General features: G+C 61.9%; 12 protein-coding genes and 1 tRNA gene. 11 read left to right on the top strand and 2 right to left on the bottom strand.

Going from position 1 to position 11,599, the window contains the following annotated elements; genetic code table 11:
* Positions 1-136: 136 nt before the first annotated feature.
* From hpf to DSC91_RS27745, 5 genes are all read left to right on the top strand, one after another.
* Positions 137-493 (top strand): ribosome hibernation-promoting factor, HPF/YfiA family, encoded by a 357-nt coding sequence (gene hpf, locus DSC91_RS27765; protein WP_028199089.1) that lies wholly within the window; start codon positions 137-139, stop codon positions 491-493.
* Positions 494-807: 314 nt separating this feature from the next.
* Positions 808-1,323: a PTS sugar transporter subunit IIA gene (locus tag DSC91_RS27760; RefSeq protein WP_115781783.1), complete on the top strand. Its 516-nt coding sequence runs from the start codon at positions 808-810 to the stop codon at positions 1,321-1,323.
* A 140-nt stretch (positions 1,324-1,463) separates the two neighbouring features.
* Complete coding sequence (gene hprK, locus DSC91_RS27755; protein WP_012431656.1) at positions 1,464-2,432, top strand: HPr(Ser) kinase/phosphatase; 969 nt, start codon at positions 1,464-1,466, stop codon at positions 2,430-2,432.
* A gap of 118 nt (positions 2,433-2,550) precedes the next feature.
* Complete coding sequence (rapZ, locus tag DSC91_RS27750) at positions 2,551-3,444, top strand: RNase adapter RapZ (RefSeq protein ID WP_115781782.1); 894 nt, start codon at positions 2,551-2,553, stop codon at positions 3,442-3,444.
* Positions 3,445-3,483: 39 nt separating this feature from the next.
* Positions 3,484-4,116, top strand: a complete 633-nt coding sequence (locus DSC91_RS27745; protein WP_115781781.1) for an LON peptidase substrate-binding domain-containing protein — start codon at positions 3,484-3,486, stop codon at positions 4,114-4,116.
* A gap of 27 nt (positions 4,117-4,143) precedes the next feature.
* Here DSC91_RS27745 and mutY read toward each other — a convergent pair whose 3' ends face one another.
* Both mutY and mutM read right to left on the bottom strand, forming a co-directional pair.
* Positions 4,144-5,259: an A/G-specific adenine glycosylase gene (gene mutY / locus DSC91_RS27740; RefSeq protein ID WP_373291823.1), complete on the bottom strand. Its 1,116-nt coding sequence runs from the start codon at positions 5,257-5,259 to the stop codon at positions 4,144-4,146.
* 7 nt (positions 5,260-5,266) lie between these two features.
* Positions 5,267-6,097 (bottom strand): bifunctional DNA-formamidopyrimidine glycosylase/DNA-(apurinic or apyrimidinic site) lyase, encoded by an 831-nt coding sequence (mutM, locus tag DSC91_RS27735; RefSeq protein ID WP_115781779.1) that lies wholly within the window; start codon positions 6,095-6,097, stop codon positions 5,267-5,269.
* 87 nt (positions 6,098-6,184) lie between these two features.
* Between mutM and DSC91_RS27730 the strand changes: the two genes are divergently transcribed.
* From DSC91_RS27730 to DSC91_RS27705, 6 genes are all read left to right on the top strand, one after another.
* Positions 6,185-8,026, top strand: coding sequence for a tetratricopeptide repeat protein (locus DSC91_RS27730; RefSeq protein WP_115781778.1), 1,842 nt, complete (start codon positions 6,185-6,187; stop codon positions 8,024-8,026).
* The gene (gene lolB, locus DSC91_RS27725) at positions 8,026-8,658 is read left to right on the top strand and encodes a lipoprotein insertase outer membrane protein LolB (protein WP_115781777.1); all 633 of its coding nucleotides are present in this window, start codon (positions 8,026-8,028) and stop codon (positions 8,656-8,658) included. The genes DSC91_RS27730 and lolB overlap by 1 nt, the downstream gene beginning before the upstream one ends.
* Positions 8,659-8,731: 73 nt before the next feature.
* A complete protein-coding gene (ispE, locus tag DSC91_RS27720; protein ID WP_115781776.1) occupies positions 8,732-9,613 on the top strand; it encodes a 4-(cytidine 5'-diphospho)-2-C-methyl-D-erythritol kinase in 882 nt (293 codons plus the stop codon).
* Positions 9,614-9,663: 50 nt separating this feature from the next.
* Positions 9,664-9,740: transfer RNA gene (locus tag DSC91_RS27715), tRNA-Gln, on the top strand.
* Positions 9,741-9,785: 45 nt separating this feature from the next.
* Positions 9,786-10,742: a ribose-phosphate pyrophosphokinase gene (locus DSC91_RS27710; RefSeq protein WP_006048037.1), complete on the top strand. Its 957-nt coding sequence runs from the start codon at positions 9,786-9,788 to the stop codon at positions 10,740-10,742.
* Positions 10,743-10,906: 164 nt separating this feature from the next.
* Positions 10,907-11,527, top strand: a complete 621-nt coding sequence (locus DSC91_RS27705; protein WP_115781775.1) for a 50S ribosomal protein L25/general stress protein Ctc — start codon at positions 10,907-10,909, stop codon at positions 11,525-11,527.
* The last annotated feature ends 72 nt before the right edge of the window (positions 11,528-11,599 follow it).

Below are 11,599 nucleotides of genomic sequence, written 5' to 3'. Positions count from 1 at the left end.
CTCCGCTGTTGGCGGACAGGCCGGCCGATGCGACCTGCCAGAAGTCAGTCACCGGGGGGCGACTCAGGCAAGCCGACAGATCGACCGGACCTTCGTCATCGTGCGGAACAAGCGGCCTCTAGCTTGGAGAAGCACTATGAATCTGCAGATCAGTGGACACCACCTCGAAGTAACGCCTGCGTTGCGCGAATACGTGATCACCAAACTAGATAGGGTGCTAAGACATTTTGATCAGGTCATCGACGGCAGTGTGGTCCTCTCGGTCGACAACCATAAGGAAAAGGAAAAGCGTCAAAAGGTTGAAATCAACCTGCATCTGAAGGGCAAAGATATCTTCGTCGAGAGCTGTGACAGCGATCTCTACGCTGCGATCGATCTGATGATCGACAAGCTCGACCGGCAAGTGATACGCCACAAGGATCGCCTGCAAGGCCATCAGCACGATGCAATCAAGTACCAGCCGGCACCGCTACTGGACGTGCCGCCGCAATAGGGAACATTAGAAGGTCTGTTTACTTTCCTTCGTTTTCTCATTTGCTCGCATTTGCCCGCATTTGCGTATCCCCAGCCAAACCGCCCGAGACCGGGCGGTTTTCGTTTCAGGCCAGCGTTTTCAGGCAGCCGCACACACCGGATCAATCCTGCAAAGAAACCCACGATGCATGGATGGCGCGCCGCACCATCCGCGGCTACCCTGTTCTATAATGTTCCGGTTACCATCGGGGTCAAGTTAGCTCAAGCGGAAATCGGTCGGCCGGAGTCCTGCGCTTTCGGACTCCAACGCACGTCGCCGCGAGCATCAAACGAATGGAACATCACTCAAACGCCCCAGCGAGGAGAACCCAGGCCACGTTTCCGCCTGTCAACATGAATCGTTTAGCCAAATTTCTTCCCCTCGAGAACGTCGTCGTCGGACTATCGGTCACCAGCAAGAAGCGCGTGTTCGAGCAAGCGGGCCTGATCTTCGAGAACCAGAACGGCATCGCCCGTAGCACGGTCACCGACAATCTGTTTGCGCGCGAGCGCCTCGGATCGACGGGGCTTGGTGAAGGCGTCGCGATTCCGCATGGCCGGATCAAAGGCTTGAAGCAGCCGCTCGCCGCATTCGTCCGTCTTGCCGAACCCATCCCCTTCGAGTCGCCCGACGGCCAGCCGGTCTCGCTGCTGATCTTCCTGCTCGTGCCCGAGCAGGCCACCCAGCAGCACCTCGAAATTCTCTCGGAAATCGCCCAGTTGCTGTCCGATCGCGAAGCCCGCGAGCGCCTGCACACGGAAGAAGACCGCGAATCGTTGCATCGCCTGCTCACTCAGTGGCAACCTTGATGCATCGGCGGTTATCCGCACGTCGCTTATTCACCCGGCTTCCCGCCTGCAGGCGGGTACAGCCAGGCGAGGTGCGCGGTCCGCTTTAACGAGGCCGCATCCTTTTCCAAGCAAGCGGTCCACACGGGAGTCACCGACTCATGGATACGTCCAGCATCAACGCCCAGAGCATTTTCGACGACAACGCCGCCATGCTGAAGTTGAGCTGGCTGACGGGGCATGAAGGCTGGGAACGCGGCTTTTCTTCGGAATCGGTCGCCAATGCCACGTCGAGCGCCGACCTCGTCGGCCACTTGAACCTGATCCACCCGAACCGGATCCAGGTGCTCGGCGACGCCGAAATCGACTACTACAAGCGCCAAACCGACGAAGACCGCTCGCGCCACATGGCCGAGCTGATCGCGCTGGAACCGCCGTTCCTGGTGGTGGCGGGCGGCGTCGCCGCGCCGCCGGAACTGGTGCTGCGCTGCACGCGCTCGTCCACGCCGCTGTTCACTACGCCGATGTCCGCCGCGGCGGTGATCGACAGCCTGCGCCTCTACATGTCGCGCATTCTCGCGCCGCGCGCCACGCTGCACGGCGTATTTCTCGACATTCTCGGCATGGGCGTGCTGCTCACCGGCGACTCCGGCCTCGGCAAAAGTGAACTCGGGCTGGAGCTGATCAGCCGCGGCCACGGCCTCGTCGCCGACGACGCGGTGGATTTCGTACGCCTCGGGCCGGATTTTGTCGAAGGGCGCTGCCCGCCGCTGCTGCAAAACCTGCTTGAAGTGCGCGGTCTCGGCCTGCTCGACATCAAGACGATCTTCGGTGAAACCGCGGTACGTCGCAAAATGAAGCTGAAACTGATCGTGCAACTGGTACGCCGTCCCGACGGCGAATTCCAGCGGCTGCCGCTGGAAAGCCAAACCGTCGACGTGCTCGGCTTGCCGATCAGCAAAGTCACGATTCAGGTGGCGGCCGGCCGCAACCTCGCGGTTCTGGTCGAAGCGGCCGTGCGCAACACGATCCTGCAACTGCGCGGCATCGACACGCTGCGCGACTTCATGGATCGTCAGCGTCTGGCCATGCAGGACCCGGACAGCCAGTTTCCCGGCAAATTGATCTGAATCCGCGCACTCCGCGGCGCCCCGCGGCACCGTCTGACACCCGCAGCCAACGGCAGGCTGCGGCGGCCCGCGCACGGGGACCAGATGCTATGATGAACTGTACGGATTTCACGACTCCATGCGCATAATCCTGATCACCGGCATTTCCGGCTCCGGCAAGTCTGTAGCTCTGAACGCGCTTGAAGACGCAGGCTATTACTGCGTCGACAATCTGCCGCCGCGTTTTTTGCCGCAACTGGCCAACTATCTCGCCGACGATGGCCAAGAACGCCTCGCGGTCGCCATCGACGCGCGCTCGAGCGCTTCGCTCGACGAAATGCCCGCGATGATCCGCGACCTGTCGCGCGCCCACGACGTGCGCGTACTCTTCCTGAACGCAAGCACGCAGTCGCTGATTCAACGCTTCTCGGAAACGCGCCGCCGCCACCCGCTGTCCGGTTCCACGGCGCATGATGCAGACGTCGGCTTGTTGACGTCGCTCGCCGAAGCGATCGAACGCGAACGCGAACTCGTGGCGGGCCTCGCGGAATTCGGCCACCAGATCGACACCAGCAATCTGCGCGCGAACGTGCTGCGGGCATGGGTCAAACGCTTCATCGAGCAGGAAGATGCAGGGCTCGTGCTGATGTTCGAGTCTTTCGGCTTCAAACGCGGCGTGCCGCTCGACGCCGATTATGTTTTCGACGTACGCACGTTGCCGAACCCGTACTACGATCATGAATTGCGGCCGCTCACGGGCCTCGACAAACCGGTGCGGGATTTTCTCGACGCACTGCCGGTCGTGCACGAAATGATCGACGACATCGAAAAATTTCTCGCCAAATGGCTGCCGCATTTCCGTGACGACAACCGCAGCTATCTGACGGTTGCGATCGGTTGCACGGGCGGCCAGCACCGCTCGGTATTCATTGCGGAGACGCTCGCCGCGCGTCTCGCAACGTCGGCGAATGTCATTGTGCGGCACCGCGATGCGCCGGTCGATATCGGCGAATCATCGAAGTTAGTGGCTTAACCGGCCGCATCGCGCGGCCTCAACTCGAAGCGTTGCGCCATGTCTTCTTCTACTGTGCTTGCCGATGTGCCGCTGTTTCCGCTGCATACGGTGCTGTTTCCCGATGGGCTGCTGCCGCTGAAAATCTTCGAAGCGCGCTATCTCGACATGGCGCGTGATTGTCTGCGTGAAAAAACGCCGTTCGGGGTGTGTCTGCTGAAAAGCGGCGCGGAAGTGGCCCGCGACGAAGAGCCTTCGGTGCCCGAAGCAATTGGCTGCCTTGCCGAAATCGAAGAGTGCGATGTCGAAGCCTTCGGCATGCTGCTGATCCGGGCGCGCGGCACGCGGCGGTTTCGCCTGCTGTCGCATCGCGTGGAAAGCAGCGGCTTGCTGGTCGGCATGGCGGAGCCGCTCGGAGAAGACATACCACTCGAGGGTAATGAGCATCTGGCCAAATTCGGCGCGTGCGCGGAGGTGCTCGAACGGATCATCGCAACGATCCGCGAGCGCGACCCGGACAGTTTGCCGTTCGCGGAACCGTTCAGGCTCGAAGATCCGTCATGGGTGTCGAACCGACTCGCGGAGGTGTTGCCGATCGCCCTTCGTGCAAGGCAAAAGCTGATGGAATTGCAGGATGCCGGCGCGCGCATCGACGTGGTTCATCACTATATGCAGCAGCATCAGTTGCTTTGATGTGGCGCGCTCGTTGCCCGGTTCCGGCTAAAGCAGCGAGCCGTGCAGACTGTCCAGGAGTTTGCGCACGGGTGCGGGCACGCCAAACGAATCGAGCTCGCTTAACGCGACCCATGCGGTATCGGCGTCGCCCAACTCTGCCAATGCGCCCACACCGCGATCCAGTTCAGCGAGCCGCGGCTCGATATCCAGCTTGAAATGCGTGAAGACGTGCGTAAGCGGCGCGAGCGGCGAAACCGCGCCGTCGCCACCGAAGGCACGCGCACGCTCGGCGAGCGCGGCTTCGTCGGCGGCTTCGGGCAGGCTCCACAAGCCGCCCCAGATCCCCGAAGGCGGACGCTTTTCCAGCATCACGGCGTTGCCGTCGCGCAGCACCAGCATCCACGTGCGGCGCGTCGGCACCGCTTTCTTCGGCCGTGCCGTGGGCAGTTCACGCTGACGTCCGCTCACGTTGGCCACGCAGTCCGCGGCGAACGGGCAGCGCAGGCAGTCCGGCTTGCCGCGCACGCACAACGTCGCGCCGAGGTCCATCAGGCCTTGGGTGTACGCACTGACCTCGTCGTCCGATGCGTTGGACGGCAGCAGCGATTCCGCCAGCGTCCACATCGCGTTCTCGACTTTCTTTTCACCCGGAAAACCTTCGACGCCAAATATCCGCGCCAACACGCGCTTCACGTTGCCGTCGAGAATCGTCGCCCGCGCGCCAAATGCGAAAGAGGCGATCGCCGCTGCCGTCGAGCGGCCGATGCCTGGCAGTTCGGCAAGTTCGTCGGCCGACGCCGGAAACGCGCCCCCATGCTGCTCGACGACCACCTGCGCGCAGCGGTGCAGATTGCGCGCGCGCGAGTAGTAGCCGAGGCCGGCCCACAACGCCATCACGTCGTCTGCCGGCGCGGCGGCGAGCGAGGCAACATCCGGACACCGAGCAAGAAACCTTGCGTAGTACGGAATCACCGTCGATACCTGAGTCTGCTGCAGCATGATTTCCGACAGCCAGATGCGATACGGATCGCGCGTGTTCTGCCAGGGCAGGTCATGACGGCCATGCTGGCGCTGCCACGCGATCAGCCGCCTGGAAAAATCAGACATGACAGGAATAACAGGCGCAGCGGGCGGTGCGGACGGACTTAAACGAGAGGGCATCGAGAATTTAGCGCTGGCAGGTGGGACAGAAATACGTGGAGCGCTGCCCCTGGACGATCTGTTTGATCGGCGTTCCACACACGCGGCACGGCAGCCCCGCGCGATCATAGACGAAATAGTCGAGCTGGAAGTAACCGCTTTCACCATCGCTGCCGACGAAATCGCGCAGCGTGCTGCCGCCCTTCTCGATCGCTGCGGCGAGCGTAACGCGCACCGCGTCGGCCAGCAGATCGTAGCGCACGAGCGAAACGCGGCCCGCCGCGGTGGTGGGCCTGATACCGGCGCGAAAGAGGCTTTCGGATGCGTAGATATTACCCACGCCGACCACGATTTCCCCGGCCAGCAACGCCTGCTTCACCGACACCTTGCGCCCACGCGTGAGCCGGTGCATCAACGCGCCGGAGAACGCCGGCGAAAACGGCTCGACACCGAGGCCCGCGAGCAGCGGATGCTCGAGCACGTCGCCGGCTTCGCGCGGGTGCCACAGCACCGCGCCGAAACGCCGCGGATCGCGGTAGCGCAAAATGAATTCGTCGAAAATCCAGTCGATGTGGTCGTGTTTCGCCGCCGCTGGCGGACGCGGTACATGGCGCAGCACACGCAGCGTGCCGGTCATGCCCAGATGCACAATGAACCAGCCGCCGTCGATTTCGAACAGCAGATACTTGCCGCGCCGTTCGACCTTGCGCACCACGCTGCCACGCAAGGTTTTCGCAAGGTCCGCCGGAATCGGCCAGCGCAGCGCGGACGTACGCACATCGACGCGTTCAACCTTGCGCCCGGACACATACGGTTCGATTCCCCTTCGGGTAACCTCAACTTCTGGCAGCTCTGGCATGTCTAACTGGTCTGCAACTTGCGTGAGTGGTTGTGCGCTTATTGTAGCGAGCGCGTTACAATCGTCCGAAACATTGAACGGATTTCCATGAACTTGTCCTTCGTGAAGCTGTTTTCGAAGCGCCCGGCTAGCGCATCCCGCGTGCCGCACGCCGTGTCCGCTCGCCGCGTGTTCGGTGCCGCCGCGCTCGCCGTCTGGGCGCTGGCTGCCGTGCCCGCGCACGCGCAGGACCCGTCGCCGGACTCGGATGACACCTCCGTCACCCTGCCGGACCCGCTCGGCCCGGCGACGGCAGAAGACCAGAAGTCCCTGCCGGGCGTGCCGCTGTCCAGTCAGATCGTATTCCAGGTGCTCGCCGCTGAAGTCGCCTTGCAACGCGACCAGCCGGCGCCCGCCTACCAGACCTATCTCGCGCTCGCGCGCGACACGCACGATCCGCGCATGGCGCAACGCGCCACGGAAATCGCGCTGGCCGCGCAAAGCCCGTCGGACGCTTTGGCCGCCGCACAATTGTGGCAGCAGTATGCGCCGAATTCGGAGCGTGCCGCGCAACTCGACGCGTCGCTGCTCGTGCTGTCGGGCAAGCCTGACGACGCCGCGCCGATCCTCGCCAGTGAACTCGCGAAAGTGCCCGCCGACAATCGCGGCAGCGCGATTCTGGCGCTGCAGCTGCTGCTCTCCCGCGGTCCGAACCGGATCGGCGGCTTGCATGTGCTGCAGGACCTGCTGAAGAACGACCTGAACCGGCCGGAGGCGCAACTGGCCATCGCGCGCCAGCAGCTCGTTTCGGACGACGCACCGGGCGCGCGCAAATCGCTCGAACAGGCGCTTGCACTCAAGCCCGACTATCTGCCGGCCGCGCTGATGCTGTCGCAGATGGGTCCGGAAGAGCGCAAGGAAGGTATTGCGTCGCTCGAAAAGTACGTGCAGCAGAATCCGAAATCGCATGACGCGCGTCTCGCGCTCGCGCAGATGTATCTTGCGAGTGACCGTCTGGATGACGCGCAGAAGCAGTTCGAGATCATGCACAAGAACAACGCGACTGACCTCACGCCGCTGATGGCGCTCGCGCTGATCAAGATCCAGCAGAAGAATTTCAACGGCGCGCAGACTTATCTGACCCAGTACGCGCAGCAAGCCGAAAAAACGCCGGGCGCCGATCCGGGCCAGGCGTATATCTATCTTGCGCAACTGTCGCTCGAACAGAAGAACGAAGCGGCGGCGAGCGACTGGCTGAACAAGGTATCGCCCTCGAGCCAGCAATTCGTGCCGGCGCAGATCACGCGCGCGCAATTGCTCGCCAAGCAGGGCAAGACGGAAGACGCACGCAGGCTGCTGGCCGGCCTGCAGGCGCCCGATCCGCGTGACCAGGCGCTGATCGCACGCACCGATGCGGCCGTTCTGTTCGATGCGAAGCGCTATCCGGAAGCGGAAACACGCCTGCAACAAGCCACCGCGAATTTCCCGGACGACCCCGATCTCACCTACGACTACGCCATGGCCGCCGAAAAGACCGGCCACTACGATGTCATGGAAGCGCAACTGCGCAAGCTGATCCAGACACAGCCGGACAATCCACAGGCCTACAACGCGCTCGGCTATTCGCTGGCCGATCGCAATCAGCGCCTGTCGGAGGCGGACAAGCTGGTCGAGAAGGCCTCGGCGTTGGCACCGAACGACGCGTTCATCATGGACAGCGTCGGCTGGGTCAAGTACCGGATGGGCAATACGTCGGATGCAATCAAGCTGCTGCGCAAAGCGTACGACCTCCAGCCGAACGCCGAAATCGGCGCACATCTCGGTGAAGTGTTGTGGAAAACGGGTGCGCAAGATCAGGCCCGCGCCGCTTTCCGCGACGCGCGCAAGCTCGAACCGGACAACGACACGCTGGTCAAAACGCTGCAACGTCTTCAGGTAAACGATCTTTGATGCGTCTTTCCCGCTTGATTTCCTATCCCCGGGCGCCGCGTGGCGCGGCGCTCGGACTCGTGGCGGCAGCGGTTGTCGCGTTGGCCGGTTGTGCATCGGTCAAGCCGCAGGGGCCGTCCACGTCGAATGCGGCAACGTCCGTTACGGCACAGACCTCGCGTGCTTATCAAGGCCGTTTCGCGGTCCAGTACAACGATCAGAACGGCCAGCAGCGCAATGCCTATGGCAATTTCACCTGGCAGGAAACGGGTGATACGGTCACGCTGCAGTTGCGCAATCCGCTCGGTCAGACACTCGCAATCGTGACTTCGTCGCCGGCTTCAGCCACGCTCGAACTGCCGAACCGCCAACCGCTCACCGCCGACAACGTCTCCACGCTGATGCAGAACGCGCTCGGCTTCGCGCTGCCGGTCGAAGGGCTGCGCTACTGGCTGCAACCGTCGCCGGCGCCGACTTCGCGCGCCAGGACCGAGAAGGATCCGGAGCAGCCGTCGCGCCTGAAGCAGATCGCACAGGACGGCTGGACGATCGATTATCTGGCCTACGCCGACGCACCGGCCACCGGCGTCAAGCGCCTGAATCTGAGCCGCTCGGAACCGCCGCTCGACATCAAGCTCGTGCTGGACCAGTAGTTCCGTATTCGCGCCTGTTCGCGCAACCCTTGCCGCTTCTTCAGCGCCGTTATGGCGCATGTAGCCCCGACTCATGATTGAAACGACCGATTCGCTGCGCGATTGCCTCGCGCCAGCGAAACTGAACCTCTTCCTGCATATCACCGGCCGCCGGCCGGATGGCTATCACACGCTGCAAACCGTCTTCCAGTTGCTCGACTGGGGCGACATCCTGCACTTCACGCGGCGCGACGACGGCCTCGTCACGCGCAGCACCGAGATCGCCGACGTCCCGCCGGAACACGATCTCACCGTGCGTGCCGCAACGCTCCTGAAAGCGCATACGGGCTCGCTCGAAGGTGTCGATATCGAAATCGACAAGCGCCTGCCGATGGGCGCGGGCCTCGGCGGCGGCAGCTCCGATGCGGCCACCACGCTGCTCGCGCTGAACCGTCTCTGGAAGCTCGATTTGCCACGGCTGGAATTACAGGCGCTGGCGTTGAAACTCGGTGCGGACGTGCCATTTTTTGTTTTTGGGAAAAATGCGTTCGCACAGGGTGTTGGAGAAGCTTTAGACGTTGTACAATTGCCGCCGCGCCATTTCTTGGTGGTAACACCGAGGGTTCACGTTCCGACTGCAGCGATTTTCTCCGAAAAAGCGTTGACAAGAGATTCGAAACCCCTCATAATTACGGACTTTCCTGCAGAACTTAGCTGCAACACTGACTGGCCAGAAAGTTTCGGCCGCAATGACATGCAGCAGGTTGTCGTGGGAAAATACGCGGAAGTAGCGCAAGTGCTGCGATGGTTTGAAGACATCGCACCAGCGCGGATGTCTGGATCAGGTGCAAGTGTATTTGCAGCGTTCCGTAGCAAAGCTGAAGCAGAAGCGGCGCAAGCCAAACTGCCGGGCGAATGGAACAGCGCAGTGACTGCAAGTCTCGATCAGCATCCACTCTTTACTTTCGCGTCATAAGTTTTGCGTCGTCGAACGTTCCCTCGTTCGGTGAAGCTCAAAGTTAGTGTAGGGGAGTCGCCAAGTTGGTTAAGGCACCGGATTTTGATTCCGGCATTCGAAGGTTCGACTCCTTCCTCCCCTGCCAAAAATTCTCGCATTTCCCTCGCCCCCAGCCTGAAGTAGGTGCACGATGAGCAGCCATGACGGCCTGATGGTTTTTACTGGCAACGCAAATCCCGCGCTTGCACAGGAAGTCGTCAAAATCCTCGGTATTCCCCTCGGCAAAGCAATGGTTAGCCGTTTCTCGGACGGTGAAATCCAGGTCGAGATTCAGGAAAACGTGCGTGGCAAGGATGTCTTCGTCCTGCAGTCCACCTGCGCGCCGGCGAATGACAATCTGATGGAACTCATGATCATGGTCGATGCGCTCAAGCGCGCATCCGCAGGCCGGATCACCGCAGCCATCCCCTACTTCGGTTATGCCCGTCAAGATCGACGCCCGCGTTCGGCGCGCGTCGCCATCTCGGCGAAGATCGTGGCGAACATGCTGGAAATCGCCGGCGTCGAGCGGATCATCACGATGGATCTGCACGCCGACCAGATTCAAGGCTTCTTCGACATCCCGGTCGACAATATCTACGCTACGCCCGTGCTGCTCGGCGATCTGCGCAAGCAGAACTACGAGAACCTGCTGGTCGTTTCGCCGGACGTCGGCGGCGTGGTGCGTGCCCGTGCATTGGCCAAGCAACTGAATTGCGATCTCGCGATCATCGACAAACGCCGCCCGAAAGCGAACGTTGCCGAAGTGATGAACATCATCGGTGAAGTCGAAGGCCGTACCTGCGTGATCATGGACGACATGGTCGACACCGCCGGCACGCTCTGCAAGGCAGCTCAGGTTTTGAAGGAACGCGGTGCGAAGCAGGTGTTCGCTTACGCCACGCACCCGGTTCTGTCGGGCGGCGCAGGCGAGCGTATTGCAGCTTCGGCACTCGACGAACTCGTTGTCACCGATACGATCCCGCTCGGCGAAGAAGCCCGCTCGTGCGCCAAGATCCGTTCGCTGACCAGCGCCGGCCTGCTCGCCGAAACGTTCTCGCGGATTCGCCGCGGCGATTCGGTGATGTCGCTGTTCGCTGAAAGTTAAGTATTTGCGAAGGCGCAGCGCGCATTGCAGTACCGAGCGCTGCGCTTTTGCACAATTGGCATGAACGAACGAAGGTTCGTGCCATCGCTCTGGGGCCTCAGCCGTTATGGCTTGGAGGCCCCGTTTTTACTGCCTGGTCGCGGGCAGTGCATTGGAGATTCAACATGAAAGTAGTCGCTTTCGAGCGTTCCTTGCAAGGTACGGGTGCGAGCCGCCGCCTGCGTATCTCGGGTAAGACCCCGGGCATCGTATATGGCGCTGGTGCTGACACGCAATTGGTCGAACTGGACCACAACGCACTCTGGCACGCGCTGAAGAAAGAAGTATTCCACTCGTCGATCCTCGACCTGGAAATCGGCGGCAAGTCGCAACAGGTTCTGCTGCGCGACGTGCAATACCACCCGTTCCGTCAACTCGTGCTGCACGTGGACTTCCAACGTGTCGACGCGAAGAAGAAGCTGCACACCAAGGTGCCGCTGCACTTCATGAACCAGGAAACCAACCCGGCAGTGAAGCTGTCGAGCGCGGTGATCTCGCACGTCCTCAACGAAATCGAAATCGAGTGCCTGCCGTCGGCACTGCCGGAATTCCTCGAAGTCGACCTGGCGAAGATCGAAGCGGGTCAGTCGCTGCACGCCAAGGACATCGTCCTGCCGGCAGGCGTGGCACTGGTTGCTCACGTTGACGCAGAAAACCCGGTCGTCGCATCGGCAACGATCCCGGCTGGCGCAGTCGCTGAAAGCGACGCAGCTGCTGCTGGCGAAGGCGAAACGCCGGCTGCTTAAGTGCCTTTTTGGCGCAGAGCAAGCAATCCTCTCGATCCGTTTCAATGAAACGGTCGATGTGACCCGCCGAGG

It is taken from the genome of Paraburkholderia caffeinilytica, from assembly GCF_003368325.1.
GTDB lineage: Bacteria > Pseudomonadota > Gammaproteobacteria > Burkholderiales > Burkholderiaceae > Paraburkholderia > Paraburkholderia caffeinilytica.
The sequence above is the reverse complement of the archived record's forward strand: the minus strand, read 5'-3'. Positions and strand labels throughout refer to the sequence as shown.